This window comes from Kitasatospora sp. MBT66 (genome assembly GCF_000710405.2).
GTDB classification, from domain to species: domain Bacteria; phylum Actinomycetota; class Actinomycetes; order Streptomycetales; family Streptomycetaceae; genus Kitasatospora; species Kitasatospora purpeofusca.
This window is the reverse complement of the sequence record NZ_JAIY01000004.1, coordinates 60,736-77,145: the sequence shown is the minus strand read 5'-3', so window position 1 is coordinate 77,145 and position 16,410 is coordinate 60,736. Positions and strand designations below refer to the sequence as shown.

Here is a 16,410-nt window from a genome sequence, read left to right as displayed (position 1 = left end):
GCCGCCCGCGCGGACGGCGGCGACTGCTGGCGCCCGGTCGCCCCGGCGGCGCTTTCCGGAAACGTCCCGGCAACCGGGGCGACGGTCAATTCCCAGCAGTCGGACGGAGTCTTCGCAGCCGAACGTGACCGTTAGGAAAAGCCGGGTAATCTGTCGCCCTGTGTCGGAGGGGACCCCCTCACCCCGCCCGGCCGTCCCCCTTGCCTGCCATCGCGGCCGGGTCCGGCGACGTGCTGCCCAAGCATCGGTCAACTGCGCCCGGTCAGGCGAAATACGTGCCTTAGTAAGGTAAACGCATGACGACGACCAACTCCCGTATCCCGGTCACCAAGGCAGTGGTCCCCGCGGCCGGTCTGGGTACCCGATTCCTGCCGGCCACCAAGGCCACTCCGAAGGAGATGCTGCCCGTCGTCGACAAGCCGGCGATCCAGTACGTCGTCGAGGAGGCGGCCTCCGCGGGCCTGTCCGACATACTGATGGTCACCGGCCGCAACAAGCGCGCCCTCGAGGACCACTTCGACCGCGCCTACGAGCTGGAGGAGCTGCTCGCCCGCAAGGGCGACCAGGACCGCCTCCGCCGGGTCCGCGAGTCCGTCGAGCTCGCCAACATGCACTACGTCCGCCAGGGCGACCCCAAGGGCCTCGGCCACGCCGTCTCGGTCGCCGAGCAGCACGTCGCCGGCCAGCCCTTCGCCGTCCTCCTCGGGGACGACCTGATCGACCCGCGCGACCCGCTGCTGTCCCGGATGATCGAGGTCCAGCAGGAGCTCGGCGGCTCGGTCGTCGCGCTGATGGAGGTCGACGCCTCCCAGATCCACCTGTACGGCTGCGCCGCCGTCAAGCCGAGCACCTTCGGCGACGACGTCTTCCAGGTGACCGACCTGGTCGAGAAGCCGGAGACCGCCGAGGCGCCGTCGAACTACGCCGTCATCGGCCGGTACGTGCTCGACCCGTCCGTCTTCGACGTGCTGCGGGACACCCCGCCCGGCCGCGGCGGCGAGATCCAGCTCACCGACGCGCTTCGTGAACTGACCACCCGCCCCGCCGACACCGGCGGCCAGGTCCACGGCGTGCTGTTCAAGGGCCGCCGCTACGACACCGGCGACCGCTCGGACTACCTGCGCGCTATCGTCCGTCTCGCCTCGGAGCGCGAGGACCTCGGGCCGGAGTTCCGCACCTGGCTGCGCGAGTTCGTCGCCACCGAGCTGCAGGACTGACACACCGACAGAGAGCGAGCGCGCCCATGACCGGGTCCACGGAGAGCGGTACCACCCCCGCAGCCTGCTGCGACGACTCCGCGGACCCGGCCGCGGCCGCCCGCCCCGGTGCCCGTCCGGACGGTCTGTGGACCGTGGACGAGCACCTCGCGGACGTCCTGGCCGCCGTCGGCCCGCTCCCCGCCATCGAGCTGCAACTGCTCGACGCGCAGGGCTGCCGGCTGGCCGAGGACGTCGTCGCCGAGGGCGACCTGCCCCCCTTCGACAACAGCTCGATGGACGGCTACGCCCTGCGCACCCCCGACACCGTCGGCGCGAGCACCGCGTACCCCTCGGTGCTGACCGTGGTCGGCGACATCGCCGCCGGCGCCGGTGAACTCCCGGCCGTGGGCCCCGGCCAGGCCGCCCGGATCATGACCGGCGCGCCCGTCCCGCCCGGCGCCGGGGCTGTCGCCCCGGTCGAGTGGACCGACGGCGGCACCGGCACCGGCCGGCCCGCCGACGCGATGGCCGCCGCGGTCGAGGGCGAGGAGGTCCGGGTGCTGCGCCCGGTCGCCGAGGGCGCCCACATCCGCCGCCGCGGCAGCGACGTCGCCGCCGGCAGCCGGGTACTGACCGCCGGCACCCGGCTCGGACCCGCCCAGCTCGGCCTGCTCGCCGCAATCGGCCGGGCCACCGCCACCGTCCGTCCGCGCCCCCGGGTCGTGGTGCTGTCCACCGGCAGCGAGCTGGTCCAGCCCGGCGAGCCGGTCGGACCCGGGCAGATCTCCGAGTCCAACAGCTTCACCCTCACCGCCGCGGCCCGTGACGCCGGCGCGATCGCCTACCGGGTCGGCGGCGTCCCCGACGACGCGGCCAGGCTGCGCGCCGTCCTGGAGGACCAGCTCGGCCGGGCCGACCTGGTCGTCACCAGCGGCGGCGTCAGCGTCGGCGCGTACGACGTGGTCAAGGAGGTCTTCGCGGAGTACGGCGGGGTGGACTTCCGGCGGCTGCGGATGCAGCCCGGCAAGCCGCAGGGCTTCGGCCGGATCGGCCCCGGCCCCGGGGTGCCGCTGCTGGCCCTGCCCGGCAACCCGGTCAGCGCGTACATCTCCTTCGAGCTGTTCGTCCGCCCGGTGATCCGCGTGATGCTCGGCGCCGAGGACGTCCACCGCCCCGTGGTCCGGGCGCACTGCCCGGTGGCGCTGCGCTCGCCCGCCGGCCGCCGGCAGTTCCTCCGCGGCCGGTACACGGCCGCGGACGGCCTGGTGGAGCCGGTCGGCGGCGCGGAGTCGCACCTGGTCGGCGCGCTCGCCCGGGCGGACTGCCTGATCACCGTTCCCGAGGACGTCACCGAGCTGCCCGCGGGCAGCGAGGTCGACGTGGTGCTGCTCGGCGGCTGAGCACGGCCGAACTCCCTGTTGCGGCGGGGCCGTCCCACCGATGCGGCCCCTCCCGCGCCGGGACCGGGACGGGGGGTACGGTAGCGCGGTATTCGACCTGCGCGCCCCCTGGAGCCACCCGTGACCGCCTCACCCCCCGGCGACCGCCTCACCCATGTCGACGAGCAGGGCGCGGCCCGGATGGTCGACGTCTCCGCGAAGGACGTGACCGCCCGGACCGCCGTCGCGGCGGGTCGGGTCCGGGTCTCCCCGCGGGTGGTCGAGCTGCTGCGCGGCGAGGGAGTGCCCAAGGGCGACGCGCTGGCCGTGGCCAGGATCGCCGGGATCATGGGCGCCAAGCGGACGCCCGAGCTGATCCCGCTCTGCCACCCGATCGCGCTCTCCGGCGTGAAGGTCGAGCTGACCGTCGCCGACGACGCGGTGGAGATCACCGCGACCGTCAGGACCACTGACCGGACCGGGGTCGAGATGGAGGCGCTGACCGCCGTCGCGGTGGCCGGGCTCACCGTGATCGACATGGTCAAGGCCGTCGACAAGGGCGCCGCGGTGGAGTCCGTCCGGGTGCTGAGCAAGACCGGCGGCAAGAGCGGTGACTGGACCGCCCCGGAGGGGGAGGAATGAGAGCCCTCGCGGTCACCGTCTCCAACCGCGCCTCCGCCGGCGTCTACGCCGACCGGGGCGGCCCGCTGCTGGTCGAGGGCCTGCGGGCGATGGGCTTCGACGTGGACGGCCCCCGGGTCGTCCCGGACGGCGAACCGGTCGAGGCGGTGCTCCGGGAGGCCGTGGCGGCCGGCTACGACGTGGTGCTGACCACCGGCGGCACCGGCATCTCGCCGAACGACCTCACCCCCGAGATGACCGCCCGGGTGATCGACCGGGAGATTCCCGGCATCCCCGAGGCGATCCGGGCGTACGGCCGGGACACGGTGCCCACCGCCGCGCTCTCCCGGGGGCTGGCCGGCCTCGCCGGACGTACCCTGGTCGTCAATCTGCCGGGATCGACCGGCGGCGTCCGGGACGGCCTGGCCGTCCTGGCCCCGCTGCTCGCCCACGCCGTCGACCAGCTCGGTGGCGGGGACCACCCCCGGCCCGACACGGCAGCTTCCGGGAGCGCGCACTGAACGCCGGCTGGCCGGTGGAACTCCACGAGGGGGACGTCGTGCTGCGCCCGATCAGGGCCCGCGACCAGCGCGAGTGGCAGGAGGTCAGCCGCCGCAACCGGGACTGGCTGCGCCGCTGGGAGGCCACCGTGCCGCCCGGCCCGGCCGGTCTGGCGGCGGGCCCGCGCCCGACCTTCCGGCAGATGGTCCGCTATCTGCGCGCCGAGGCCTCGGCCGGCCGGATGCTGCCCTTTGTGGTGCTGTACCGCGGCCGGCTGGTGGGTCAGTTGACCGTCGGCGGAATCACCTGGGGGTCGATGTGCTCGGCCAATGTCGGGTACTGGATCGACGAGGCGGTGGCTGGGCGGGGCATCATGCCGACCGCCGTCGCGCTCTCGGTGGACCACTGTTTCCGCACTCTCGGCCTGCACCGGATCGAGGTGTGCATCCGGCCCGAGAACGCCCCGAGCCGGCGCGTGGTGGAAAAGCTCGGCTTCCGCTCGGAGGGAATGCGTCCGCGCTATCTGCACATCGACGGCGACTGGCGGGACCACCTGGTGTTCGCGCTCGCCGCCGAGGAGGTCCCGGAGGGGATGCTCGAACGCTGGCGTTCTCTCAGCTCCGGCCGCCGACCACGTAATTGAATGTATGTTCGAATGAAATATCGATATGGCATCGGCGCGACGACGGACGGGCACAAATACCGGCAAAATAGTCGGAGAATCAGCTTGATCACACGACACGCCGTGCCAAATTGCTACCGGCCCCTCCTGCACGCCCGTACGGTGTGAATCGTGAGCAGTAGCGGCCTTATCTACGCCGTCATCGTAGGGGCCTGGGCCGCCTATCTGGTGCCGATGTGGCTCCGCAGGCAGGACGAGCTCAACGAGGCGCGCCCGACGGAACGCTTCAGCACCGCCATCCGCCTGCTGGCCGGGCGTTCGGCGCTGGAGCGGCGGGCGTCCCGGGCCCTGGGTGACGAACCGCGTGACGACGAGCAGAGCAATGACGGCCCCCCCGAGCGGGACGCGGCCGCCCCCGGCGACCCCGCGGACGCCCCGGACACCCCGGGTGCCCCGGACCTCCCCGACGACAGGACGGACGCGCCCGCGCCCGCCCGGCCAGTGGAACGCGACCGAGCCGAGCCGAGGCCGGCACCCCGAGGCGGCGGCCCCGAGCGCCGGGCCCGGCTGCTGGCGCGCCGGCGCCGGATGGTCACCGCGCTGTTCCTGGCCTTCGCGCTGGGAGCGGTGGTCGCGGCCGTGGCCGGTCTGGCCTTCCTGTGGGTCCCCGCGGTCCCGGCCGCGCTGCTGACCCTCTACATCGGGCACCTGCGGCGCCTGGAGCGCCAGCGGTACGCGGTGAAGCTGGACCGCAACCGCGCGGCCCAGGCCGCCGAGCGGCTGCGCAAGCGCGAGCAGCAGCGGGCCGAGGCGGGCCGTGCGGCCGCCGCCCCGGTGCCGGCCCCGGCGGCCGAGCCGGAGCCGCGGACGCCCGCCCCCGGGCGCGGACGCCCGCACCTTCGGCTCGCCACCGAGGCGGACGCGGCGCGGGCGGCCTCCGGGGGGAGTCCGGCGGCGGGCTCCGCGGTGAGCCCTGCCGGGGTCCCGGTCGGGGCCTCCTCCGCATCGGCCTCGGCCGTCGCGGAGGTCACCGAGCACGAGGAGTGGGTCGACGGCATGCGGGAGCGCGGTGCGGCCGGCCCGGACTCCTGGGAGCCGGTGCCCGTCCCGCTGCCGACGTACGTGACCGCGCCGGTGGCCCCCCGGGTCAACCGGGGGCTCGACCTGTCGGCGCCGGGCACCTGGACCGCCGGCCGCCCGGTCGAGTCCCGGAACACCCCGCTCTTCGACCAGTACGCCGAGCCGCCCGCCCAGGAGCCGCGGCCCCGCGCCGCGAACGAGTAGCGCGAGCGGTCCGCGACCGTCCGCGAAGAGGCCCCCGCCGTCGGGGGCCTCTTCGCGTTCCGCCTCCGTTCCGCCCCCGCCCCTCCCCCCGCTCCCGTCCTGCCGCAGGGGCGTCACCAGGAGGGTGGTCACGGACCACCTCGGAGAGGTGCTAAAGTTTCTTCTTGTTGGGGCTGTGGCGCAGTCCGGTAGCGCACCTCGTTCGCATCGAGGGGGTCAGGGGTTCGAATCCCCTCAGCTCCACCCAACGGAAGTCCCGCCCGATCGAAAGATCGGGCGGGACTTCTGCGTTGTGGGGGTGTGTTGTGGGGTGCGCCGGCCGACGGGGGGTCAGCCGGACTGCCGGGGCGGGGTTCCGGCGGGGTGTGAGGCGGATCACGCGCGGGCGGGCCGGGAAGCGGTGAGGGCCGGGCCGGAGAGGTCTCCGGTCCGGCCCTCGGGGTCCGGGCGGGTCAGGACTGGCCGGAGCCCGCGTACGGGCCCGGCTGCGGGGCGCCGGACTGCGGCGGCACCGAGCCGTAGCGGGCCGGCCGGCGGCCGCGCGGGTGGCGGGTCAGGGTGTAGCCGGCGACGCCCGCCAGGGCGGCCAGCACGCCGCCGCCCAGGGTCCAGAACCAGCGGCTGTTCCAGCCGGAGAACCAGCCGGTGTACCAGTGGTCCTCGGGCTCCTCCGGGGCCGCCGCCTTCGCGGTCGCGGCGCCGCCGCCGACCGGCGGGACCAGCGGGGCCTTGAGCTCGCCGCCCTCCGGCTGGGCGTTGTCCTCGTCGCCCTTGGCGGTCACCCGCAGCTGCACCGCGGCGGCCAGGCCGAGGTCGGGCTGCGGGGCGTCGGCCACCGAGAGCCGGACGTAGTAGGTGCCGGGCAGCGGGTCGCCGGACCACGGCTCGGCCCAGGAGCGGACCTCGCGCAGGGTGCAGCTGAGCGCCAGCGAGCCGGCGGCCTGCTCGGCGGTCGCGTTCTGGGTGCCGTCGGTGCAGGACTGGCGGCGGCGCAGCCCGTCGAACACCTCGACGTTCCAGGTCTGCGGCCCGTGCCGGTCGGCGGACGGGGCCAGCGAGACCGTGAGGTCCACCTTGGCGGTCCGGCCCTCGGCGGCGCCGAAGGCCCAGTACAGGTAGTCGCCGGTGGAGACGTCCACCTTGGCGTCCTGGCCGGGCGCCAGGTTGACGGCGGTCAGGAAGGAGGTGCCGGCCTTGTTGGCCGGGGCCGGGGTGCCGCTCGCGCTCGGGGAGGGCGAGGCGGCCGTGGCGGCCGGGGCCGCGAGCAGCAGCGCCGGGAACACGGCCAGGGCGGCCGCGGCGGTGCGGAGGAAGGTCGTACGCATGGTCAGTTCTCCTGCCAGACAGCGATCCGCCAGCGCGCGATCCAGCCGAACAGCAGGCCGGTCAGCAGGCCGGCCAGGGTGAGCACCAGCAGCAGGATCCAGCCGCGGCCCAGACCCATCGCCGGGCCGTCCGGGGCGGGGGAGGCGGCGGTCAGGTCGACCGTCAGCTCCAGCGGCAGGCCGGGGTCGGCCGCCGCACCGGCCTGCGGGGCCAGCGAGTTGGAGACGACCAGGCAGACATTGGTCTCCGGCTTGCCGCTCGGCGAGGCGGAGGCGGTGGCGGAGGCCGTGGCGTAGCCCTTGGAGGCGGCGGCGGACCAGCGCAGGCCGGTGGAGACCACGTCGGTGCGGCTGCTGCCGGCGTCGGTGCCGCGGACCAGTTCCTGGCCGGTGGTGCTGGTGGCCTGGAGCAGGACGCCGTAGTCGCGGGCCACCGGGCGGTCCAGGGCGACGCTGACCGAGGCGCGCAGCTCCTGGCCGGCCTTGACCGGGACGCGGTAGACGCGGTGCTCGGAGAACTTCTCGCGGTCGCTGTAGACGCCCGGGGTGAGGACCGGCGCGGACTCGCACTTGTCGGTGCCGGCGGTCTTGACCGGGGCGACCGTGTAGGTGTCGTTGGAGCGGTCGACCAGCTGCTTCACCTTCTCGGTGAGCTGCTCCTGGGTGCGCACGTCGGTGTAGGTGCCGCCGGTGGCGTTGGCGATGCAGAGCAGCTGCTGGCGGGTCTTGTCGTCGTGGGCCAGGCCCAGGGTGTCGACCACCAGGTGGATGCCCTGGGAGGCGAGTTCGCGGGCGACGTCGCAGGGGTCGGGCGGGGTGCAGGTGTCCTCGCCGTCGGTGATCAGCACCACCCGGCGGGTGGTCTCGCCCTTGCCGAGGTCCTGGGCGGCGCCGCGCAGCGCCAGGCCGATCGGGGTGAAGCCGGTGGGCCGCAGGGTCGCGACCGCGGTCTTGGCCTCGGTCTTGTTGGTCTTCCCGACCGGGAAGAGCTGCTTGCTGTCCAGGCAGCCCTGGGCCTTGTCGGTGCCGGGGTAGTTGGCGCCCAGGGTGCGGATGCCGAACTCGGTCTCGGCGGGCAGGGCGTCGATGACGTCGCTCAGGGACTGCTGGGCCACCGAGATTCGGGTCTTGCCCTGGATGTCCGCCTCGCGCATCGAGCCGCTGACATCGAGTACGAGATCGACCCGCGGGGCCTCCTTGCCGGCTGGGTTGGCTGATGGTTCGTCGGCATGGGCGGGCAGGCCGCTGAGCAGCGCCCCGCCCGTTATCGCCAGGGCGGCCAGCAGGCTGCCGAGCCTGGCCTTCGGTCGTCGTCCGGTAGTCACCCGTCGATCCTAGGGACCATCAGTTCGCCGTGGCCAACGCGCGATGCGGCGGGACACACCGGGTGAACCGGGCGGAATACCCGCACAGTGCTCGTTAGGGTGGCGAAGGGGATGGGGGTGCCGCCCGTCCTCCCCGGTGGTCGTCCCGGCGGCGCCCGCAGCCCCGACTCCCAGGACGGTCCGTGGCGACACCCTCCGCCGTGACGAGAACCGCCGGCCGGCCCCGCCGTACGGTGCCGACCCGGCGCAACACCGAACTCGCGCTGGTCCTCGCCGCCGTGCTGACCGCCGTGCTCGGCTACGCGGAGGTGGGCCTCAACGTCGACGGCGCGGTGCCGGCCGACGCGGGCGAGTACGGGGGCGCGCTGGGGGTGCTCGCGCTGCTGGCGCACGGCGCGGTCCGCTGGCGGGCGCCGTACGCGGACCCGCTGCCGCTGCCGATCGCGGTGCTGCTGAACGGCGTCGGACTGGTCGTCATCTACCGGCTGGACCGGGCCACCCCGGGCAACGCGGCCCCCACCCAGCTGCTCTGGTCCTCCCTCGGGGTGGGGCTGTTCGTCCTGGTGCTGCTCCTGCTGCGGGACCACAAGCGGCTCCAGCGGTACGCGTACATCGGGGCGCTGGTGGCGCTGGTCCTGCTGGTGCTGCCGATCTTCTTCCCGCCGGTGTACGGATCGCGGATCTGGATCACCTTCGGGCCGTTCTCCTTCCAGCCGGGCGAGTTCGCCAAGGTCCTGCTGGCGGTCTTCTTCGCCGCCTACCTGGCGGTGCACCGGGACGCGCTGGCGCTCACCGGGCGGCGGGTGTGGCGGCTGCGGCTGCCGCCCGGGCGGGTGCTCGCGCCGGTGCTGGCGATCTGGGCGGCCTTCGTCGGGGTGCTGGTGCTGGAGACCGACCTCGGCACCTCGCTGCTGTTCTTCGGCCTCTTCGTGGTGATGCTCTACGTGGCCACCGCGCGGACCGGCTGGATCGCCATCGGGCTGTTCCTGGCGGCGGTCGCGGCGGTGGGGGTGGGCCGGCTCTCGCCGCACGTGCACAGCCGGGTCGCGGACTGGCTGGACCCGCTCGGCTCGATCGCCGCCGGGCACGGGGCCAACCAGATCGCCCAGTCGCTGTTCGCCTTCGCCTGGGGCGGCGAGCTGGGCGCCGGGCTGGGCAGCGGGCACTCGGCGCTGATCGGCTTCGCCGCGAAGTCCGACTTCATCCTGGCCACCATCGGGGAGGAGTTGGGGCTGACCGGGCTGGTCGCGGTGTTCCTGCTGTACGCGCTGCTGGTGTCGCGCGGGTTCCGGACCGGGATCGCGCTGCGCGACCCGTTCGGGCGGCTGCTGGCGATCGGGCTGGCGGCGCTGGTCGGGCTGCAGGTCTTCGTGGTGGCGGGCGGGGTGCTGGCGCTGGTCCCGCTGACCGGCATGACGCTGCCCTTCGTCGCCCAGGGCGGTTCCTCGGTGGTCACCAACTGGGTGATCGTCGCGCTGCTGGTGCGGATGAGCGACATCGCCCGGCGGCCCGGCCCGGGGGAGGGCCGGTGAAGGGGCTCGGACGCGGGCGGGGGAGCGGACGTCGCGGCGCCGCCGCCGGGGGAGGGCCGCCGGGCGGCGGGCCGCAGGGGCTGCCGGGGATCTCGGTGACCGGGCGCCGGGCCGGCACCTTCTGTCTGCTGCTGACCGTGGCGCTGTGCGTCCAGGCCACCCGGGTGCAGGTGTTCCGGGCCGACGAGCTGAACCACAACAGCGCCAACCAGCGGCTCGTCGTCGAGCGCTACTCCCAGCCGCGCGGCAGCATCCGGGTGGGCGCCGACAGCGTCACCGGCTCCGAGCCCACCGGCGGGCGGTACGACTACAAGCGCACCTACACCGACGGGCCGCTGTACGCGGCGGTCACCGGCTACTCCTCGCAGACCTACGGCAACAGCCAGCTGGAGGGGACCGAGGACGCACTGCTCTCCGGCACCGACAGCCGGCTGGCGAGCTGGGCGGTGTGGGACGCGGTGGCCCGGCGGCAGAACCCCGGCGGGGACGTCCGCACCACCGTCGACCGGGCCGTCCAGGAGGCGGCGGTGCGCGGGCTCGGCCGGCAGAAGGGCGCGGTCGCGGCGGTCGAACCGGCCACCGGGCGGATCCTGGCGCTGGCCTCCACCCCCTCCTACGACCCGGGGAGCTTCGCCGGCACCTCCGCCGACGACCGGGAGGCCTGGAGCCGGCTGCAGAGCGACCCCGACCGGCCGATGCTCAACCGGGCGCTGCGGCAGACCTACCCGCCCGGCTCGACCTTCAAGGTGGTCACCGCGGCGGCGGCGCTGGAGAGCGGGGTGGTCACCGACGTCGACGCGCCGACCGACACCCCGAACCCCTACCTCCTGCCGGGCACCTCCGTGCCGCTGGTCAACGACTCGGCCGCCTGCGACGAGCCGAACCAGTCGCTGGCCACCGCGATGGCGCTCAGCTGCAACAGCGTGCTCGGCCGGCTCGGGGTCGAGGTCGGCCTGCGGCGGATGGCGGCGACGGCCGAGGGTTTCGGCTTCAACGAGGCCCGGCTGGACACCCCGGTGCGGGCGGCCAGGTCCAACTTCGACACCCGGATGGACGAGGCGCAGCTGGCGCTCTCCTCGATCGGCCAGTTCGACACCGCCGCCACCCCGCTGGTGATGGCGATGGTCGCGGCGGGCATCGCCAACAACGGCACCGTGATGCGTCCACAGCTTGTGGACAGTCTGACCGCCGCCGACGGCACGGTGGTGCACTCGGTGCGGCCGTCGGTGTACCGGCAGGCGGTCGGCCCGGGCACCGCCGGGCAGGTGCGGCGGCTGATGGTCGACGCGGTGGAGAACGGCACCGGTCGGGCCGCCCGGATCGACGGCGCGGTGGTCGGCGGCAAGACCGGCACCGCCCAGCACGGGGTGGACAACACGGGGACGCCGTACGCCTGGTTCATCGCCTGGGCGGCGCCGGCCGGCTCGGCCGCGGTGCCGCCGGTGGCGGTCGCCGTGGTGGTCGCGGACAGCGACGCGACCGAGGTGACAGGCGGGGGGCTGGCGGCGCCGGTCGCGCGTGCCGTGATGCAGGCGGTGCTGTCCCGGTGAGCTCCTTACCGACGGCGGTGACCTGCTGCTTTATCGGCTCGCCGGGAGATCCGCCGTTTGCGAAGTGTCCGGTTTGTACATGCCGATGCGACGGTTCGTACAATGCGCGCGCCGGGACTGTTCGTTTGCGACACTGGTGCTTTCGCGCGGTACTGTCCCATCTTTGTTCGGTTGGTCCCCGATGGCACCCTTCGGTGTGTTGCGCGACCGGCCACTAGGACACCCTCCCCCGCCTAGAAGGACACCCCCGCTTTGGCCCCCAACACGCTCGGCGCACGCCTCCTCAGGCGCAAGCCCGTCTCCACCCTGATCGCCGAGAGCGAGGGCCGTGAGGGCCCGCCCGCCGGGGCGCCCGAGGAGGGCGGCCGTTCCGGCATCCACCTGCGTCGCTCGATCGGGCTCTGGCAGCTGTCCGCGATCGGCATCGGCGCCACCATCGGCACCGGTATCTTCTTCGTGCTGAACAGCGCCGTGCCGTCGGCCGGCCCGGCCGTCATCCTCTCGTTCGTGATCGCGGCCGTCACCGCCGGGCTGACCGCGCTCTGCTACGCCGAGATGGCCTCCGCGATCCCGGTCAGCGGATCCTCCTACTCCTACGCCTACGCCACCCTCGGCGAGGGCGTGGCCTTCGGCGTCGGCATCTGCCTGCTGATGGAGTACGGCGTCTCGGCCTCCGCGATCGCGGTCAGCTGGGCCGAGTACCTGAACAAGTTCTTCGACCTGGCGTTCGGCTTCAAGATCCCCGAGGTGATCGCCGGCGCGCCCGACGCGACCCACTGGTTCAACCTGCCGGCGCTGCTGCTGGTCGCCATGGTCTGCTTCCTGCTGATCCGCGGCGTCAGCGAGTCGGTCAAGGTCAACACGGCCATGGTGGCCGTCAAGATCCTGATCCTGCTGCTGTTCATCGGGGTCGCCCTGACCGGCTTCCACTCCGGCAACCTGACCCCGTTCATGCCGCTGGGCATCGGCGGCGTCCAGGTCGCGGCCTCCAGCATCTTCTTCTCCTTCATCGGCCTGGACGCCGTGTCCACCGCCGGTGAGGAGGTCAAGAACCCCCGGCGCACCCTGCCGATGGCGATCATCATCTCGCTGGTGGTGGTCACCGTGCTGTACATCCTGGTGGCCCTGGCCGGCATCGGCGCCCAGCCGTGGCAGAAGTTCGACGGCCAGGAGGCCGGCCTCGCCCAGATCCTCCAGGACATCACCGGCCAGAGCTGGCCCGCCATCCTGTTCGCGATCGGCGCCATCGTCTCGATCTTCTCGATCACCCTGGTGGTCATCTACGGCCAGACCCGCATCCTGTACTCGATGGGCCGCGACGGCATGCTGCCCAAGCGCTTCGCCGAGCTCTCGCCGCGCACCGGCACCCCGGTCTGGAACACCATCGTGGTCGGCCTGGGCGTCGGCGTGCTCGCCGCCTTCGTCCCGCTGGCGCGGCTGGCCGACATCACCAGCCTGGGCAGACTCGTTCGGCCGCGTCTCGCGTCGTCTCTATCTGGAGACAGGCAAGGATGCGGGCTTGCCGTTCCTGCTGGTCATCGCTTCCTAGCGGCACCGAAGATGCCCCGGTCAACTGGCCGGGGCATCTTCGTTTTTGCCGCCTAAATGTGGAGCATGCAGGGTTGCAGGACTACACCGAGTGGGCATACCGTCACAGTTCTATCGTGCAACCCTGCACGCCCAACGGAGGGGACAGGCATGTCTGAGTACGGGGAGTACCAGGACGCCAAGGACAAGCAGGACAGCAACCAGGGCAAGCACAGCAAGCCCGGAGGGCCCTCCGGGGACGGCGAGAACACCGGGTGCATGGTGCCCGGGGTCGCTGTAGGGGTGGCAATCGGTATCGTGGCCCTGGCGGCCCGCACGGCGACGGCCAGGGCGCGGAGGAGGTAGGGCCCGTGGATCAAGTGGCCAGGCTCAAGGAAAGATTGTCAGGTCTGGAACCCGGGGAATTCGAAAAGCGGTTGGCCCGCCTCCGGGGGCCGGACTTTGGCAAGGTGGTCGCTGATGAGGAATACATCAGTTACGTCAAGGCCCAGATTCGAAAGGATCTTGGCTACCCGGAACCTCAGGGGTTCGCGCCAAGGTATGCCGTTCCCATCCTGCTTGCGGTCATAGCAATGCTGGGCGTTCTAGTGTGGGCCACGGCCCGCTAGATGGCCCCTTGAGGCCCCAACGCCGCCCGCCCCCTCGGAAGGGGGCGGGCGGCTGTCGTTTGGCCCCCTGTGGGGCTGATGGGGGCCGGAGGGCGACGACGTGCAGGGTTGCACGCTGCTAATAGCCCCGTTACTCTCGGATTTACCGGCAAGAAATAGATCGGGCGTGATTCTTCACGCCTTTGCCGGCATGGGCCCATTCGGGAGGGAAGTCAAATGGGTAGGCCGTCAAACCTTAACCGCGAACTCATCGTGCGGGCGTACGAAACCGAGGTGGACAAAAAGACGGGAAAGCCGCTTTCGATTAGGAAGATTGCTGCAATGTACGGAGCAACTTACGCGGCTATTCATTACCACCTTAGGCAGGCTGGTGTTACCTTTCGGGACACCAGCGGAAAGAAGCGCGGCTAGATCGGCGCAAAAGGCGGGATTGCCGGCCGGGGCGCAAAGAATCACCAAAGAGCAGGTTGCGTTTCTTATTCGGCGCGGATACTCGCTTGAGATGATTGCTTTTGGATTTGGAATTAGCCGTCGAACCTTGATGCGACGGCTGGCAGGCTGGAAGATTCAAGCGAAAGACCTAAGGACCCAAGGTTGGACAATGAGGGTTTCCCCTCCGTCGCTTCGGGAATTTTGGTATTCCGGAAGGGAGGGCGCTCCGACCGCCATTAAGGAAGTCCCGCCGCCTTCCAGGCGGAAACGTCTAATGGCGGAATTGCGTGGAATGAGTGCGGCTCAAGTCGCCTCCCATTTCGGCATTACGCCAATCCAGGCGAAAGAGTTGATGGAAGACCTGAGAACTCTTGATCCGTCGTGAGTTGATTGGGATCGGGCACGGGGCCCACCGGGGCCCCGTGCCTCTCGGGGCACCCTGATGACAGGTGTATCGGTCGCGCAATCGACGGAATACCTGTCATGTCCACATACGTACTGAATTGACCCCCGCCATGTGGCTGGACCTGGCCTGATCACGTAGCGTCGCTGAGCTGCTTGGCCCAGTGATCTTGACCCTTCGCCTGTCGGCGCCTAGCGTGATGTCCAGTACCGCCCTTGACAACCTCCCCAAACCAGTTGACACACGGCCTAGGCCGTGTGTAAGTTGGGTCGAGAGAGAGGGCAGGGAAAGACGTGAAAGATAAGGCCGGATTCTACTTATGATTGTCAGGTGTTGTTTCGATGACTGAGCGGACGGTTCCCTACGCCCATGATGACAAGATTAAGGCGGAGGCCCTAAGGCTAATCCTTGAGGAAGGATATTCCTACCAAAAGGCTGCCGATCAACTCGGTTTGTCGAAGAACACTGTTGCCGCATGGGTTCGAAATTCGAAGCAAAATATTGCGGCGCTTGTTGACTATTCCGGGTACCTGCCCCACAATCTTGCAGACACCCACTCACGGCATGACATGGCCGTTGCGTTGCGCGCCATTGCAGAGCAGGATGCAAATATTTCGGTCACTGGCCGACGATCAGATTTCGCCGAGAGTTTTAGAGTTATGTCCGGTGACCACATTTGCCACTATGACCCCGAATTGGCATTTGGGTTCTACTGGACTCGTCGCAAGTCCGGCGATGAAGGCTGGATTGTCGTGGATTGAGACCCTTGTCCGATTTGGCCACATTTGGGGCCAGGCTGATGCCTGGCCCCTGTTCTTTTTTGGATCGTCCATGCAACCATCGGCCGCCTGGAACGTCTCACTGTCAGAGGGGGGGCGTAAGGTCCCTTCGTGCCCAGTTGAAACGCCCTTGACCTGTGGTTTAAGGCTTTACTAAGATCAGCAAGCCCCCTGTTCGAGCCATGTTCGAACGGTGGTATGCGGGTGGGCAAAACGGACAACAGGCACCGATTCGCCCGAAAAGAACCTTTGGGGGTTTTCCATGACGATTGAGCAGGTGTTTACTATTCGACAGGTTGCAGTCAACACGCTTTGTGGTATTGAGATGGGCATTGACAATGCCCGCAATGTTGCCTATTTGGCTGTAGCAGAAAACCCCGACTGGTCGGCATTCCATGAGGAATCCGACCGCCTTACCGAACTTTTCGGCGAACCAGTAGAGGAAACGATTGCGCCGGACGGCCGCCTTTACTATGCGTGGACGGCATCCGAAGAGGGAATCAGGGAGCTAATATCGTAGCAGGACACAAGAGCGTTTCTCAGCTACTCGCATATTCGGGTTGCTCAGAACGCTACTACCTAGAGAGAATCCGTCGTGCGCCGCAAACCCCGGCAGGCTGGACATTGCAGGGGCTAGCTGTTCACGAAACGGTGGAAGCGTGGGAGCGCTCCGGCCGGGCGCTTGACGGCCGGGCACTCCGGCAAATCTATAACGACACGTGGCAAAAGCATTACGCCCGTATGCTGCGTGACGAACCGGATGTAAACCGATGGCTAACGGGAAACATCCGGGTAAAGGGTGAAACTGATGTGCAGCGTCGATTTGATCGAGGATACGATCAGGTCGACTTTTATATTTCAGATGCCCTCAGTGCTGAATGGGCAATCTGGGAAACCCCTGACTACGATCCCGCCATTGAACTTCCTTTCGCCATTGACCTTGATGGAGTGGAAGTAATCGGCTACATTGACCAAATCCGCGAGTGGCCGGATGGTTCCCTGGAAATCGTGGATGTAAAAACGGGGTCGAAGACTCCCGATTGGGATTTGCAGCTAGGGATGTACCGTCTAGCAATCATAGAAGCATATGAACTTGCGGGCCCCGTATCGGGGTCCTTTTTCATGCTCAAAGACGGAAAGTATGTTCCGGCAAAGAACCTTGAGGCTTATACGCGGGACAGGCTAACCGCATGGTTCAAATCCCTTGACAGGGGAGTTGAAAGCCAGGTCTATTTGCCGAACCCCGGCTCGCAATGCCGTATATGTTCGGTCTGGAAATATTGTTCCGCAACGTAAGGAGAG

15 protein-coding genes and 1 tRNA gene are annotated in these 16,410 nt (G+C 70.1%); 14 read left to right on the top strand and 2 right to left on the bottom strand.

Going from position 1 to position 16,410, the window contains the following annotated elements:
- Nucleotides 1–296 precede the first annotated feature (296 nt).
- From galU to BI06_RS07065, 7 genes are all read left to right on the top strand, one after another.
- Nucleotides 297–1,217, top strand: coding sequence for a UTP--glucose-1-phosphate uridylyltransferase GalU (galU, locus tag BI06_RS07095; protein WP_030393486.1), 921 nt, complete (start codon nucleotides 297–299; stop codon nucleotides 1,215–1,217).
- 26 nt (nucleotides 1,218–1,243) lie between these two features.
- Nucleotides 1,244–2,599 (top strand): gephyrin-like molybdotransferase Glp, encoded by a 1,356-nt coding sequence (glp, locus tag BI06_RS07090; RefSeq protein ID WP_082558348.1) that lies wholly within the window; start codon nucleotides 1,244–1,246, stop codon nucleotides 2,597–2,599.
- Between the two features lie 120 nt (nucleotides 2,600–2,719).
- Entirely contained in the window at nucleotides 2,720–3,220 is a 501-nt protein-coding gene (gene moaC, locus BI06_RS07085; RefSeq protein WP_030393484.1) for a cyclic pyranopterin monophosphate synthase MoaC, read from the top strand.
- The gene (locus BI06_RS07080) at nucleotides 3,217–3,720 is read left to right on the top strand and encodes a molybdenum cofactor biosynthesis protein B (protein WP_030393483.1); all 504 of its coding nucleotides are present in this window, start codon (nucleotides 3,217–3,219) and stop codon (nucleotides 3,718–3,720) included. The genes moaC and BI06_RS07080 overlap by 4 nt, the downstream gene beginning before the upstream one ends.
- A 14-nt stretch (nucleotides 3,721–3,734) precedes the next feature.
- Nucleotides 3,735–4,343: a GNAT family N-acetyltransferase gene (locus BI06_RS07075; protein WP_030393482.1), complete on the top strand. Its 609-nt coding sequence runs from the start codon at nucleotides 3,735–3,737 to the stop codon at nucleotides 4,341–4,343.
- Nucleotides 4,344–4,493: 150 nt separating this feature from the next.
- Nucleotides 4,494–5,606 carry a gephyrin-like molybdotransferase receptor GlpR gene (gene glpR, locus BI06_RS07070; RefSeq protein WP_043466569.1) on the top strand — a complete coding sequence of 371 codons (1,113 nt, stop codon included), beginning with the start codon at nucleotides 4,494–4,496 and terminating at the stop codon, nucleotides 5,604–5,606.
- 169 nt (nucleotides 5,607–5,775) lie between these two features.
- Nucleotides 5,776–5,849, top strand: a tRNA-Ala gene (locus tag BI06_RS07065).
- Between the two features lie 209 nt (nucleotides 5,850–6,058).
- Here BI06_RS07065 and BI06_RS07060 read toward each other — a convergent pair.
- Nucleotides 6,059–6,931, bottom strand: a complete 873-nt coding sequence (locus BI06_RS07060; RefSeq protein ID WP_051740393.1) for a hypothetical protein — start codon at nucleotides 6,929–6,931, stop codon at nucleotides 6,059–6,061.
- Between the two features lie 2 nt (nucleotides 6,932–6,933).
- The gene (locus BI06_RS07055) at nucleotides 6,934–8,256 is read right to left on the bottom strand and encodes a VWA domain-containing protein (RefSeq protein ID WP_030393479.1); all 1,323 of its coding nucleotides are present in this window, start codon (nucleotides 8,254–8,256) and stop codon (nucleotides 6,934–6,936) included.
- 200 nt (nucleotides 8,257–8,456) lie between these two features.
- On the opposite strand from BI06_RS07055, the gene BI06_RS07050 reads away from it, so the two are divergent.
- The 7 genes from BI06_RS07050 to BI06_RS46035 all read left to right on the top strand — a co-directional run bounded on the left by BI06_RS07050 (nucleotide 8,457) and on the right by BI06_RS46035 (nucleotide 16,404).
- A complete protein-coding gene (locus tag BI06_RS07050; RefSeq protein ID WP_043467306.1) occupies nucleotides 8,457–9,788 on the top strand; it encodes an FtsW/RodA/SpoVE family cell cycle protein in 1,332 nt (443 codons plus the stop codon).
- Nucleotides 9,789–9,883: 95 nt separating this feature from the next.
- Nucleotides 9,884–11,338 (top strand): penicillin-binding transpeptidase domain-containing protein, encoded by a 1,455-nt coding sequence (locus BI06_RS07045; protein WP_369826060.1) that lies wholly within the window; start codon nucleotides 9,884–9,886, stop codon nucleotides 11,336–11,338.
- Nucleotides 11,339–11,590: 252 nt separating this feature from the next.
- A complete protein-coding gene (locus BI06_RS07040; RefSeq protein WP_082558347.1) occupies nucleotides 11,591–12,943 on the top strand; it encodes an amino acid permease in 1,353 nt (450 codons plus the stop codon).
- Between the two features lie 93 nt (nucleotides 12,944–13,036).
- Nucleotides 13,037–13,231 carry a hypothetical protein gene (locus BI06_RS07035; protein WP_043466566.1) on the top strand — a complete coding sequence of 65 codons (195 nt, stop codon included), beginning with the start codon at nucleotides 13,037–13,039 and terminating at the stop codon, nucleotides 13,229–13,231.
- A gap of 1,439 nt (nucleotides 13,232–14,670) precedes the next feature.
- On the top strand, nucleotides 14,671–15,090 hold the full coding sequence (locus BI06_RS46040; RefSeq protein ID WP_082558346.1) for a helix-turn-helix domain-containing protein: 420 nt from the start codon (nucleotides 14,671–14,673) through the stop codon (nucleotides 15,088–15,090).
- 280 nt (nucleotides 15,091–15,370) lie between these two features.
- Nucleotides 15,371–15,628, top strand: a complete 258-nt coding sequence (locus BI06_RS49320) for a hypothetical protein (protein ID WP_149030302.1) — start codon at nucleotides 15,371–15,373, stop codon at nucleotides 15,626–15,628.
- Nucleotides 15,586–16,404, top strand: coding sequence for a PD-(D/E)XK nuclease family protein (locus BI06_RS46035; protein WP_158516402.1), 819 nt, complete (start codon nucleotides 15,586–15,588; stop codon nucleotides 16,402–16,404). Before BI06_RS49320 ends, BI06_RS46035 begins: the two co-directional genes overlap by 43 nt.
- Nucleotides 16,405–16,410: the final 6 nt, after the last annotated feature.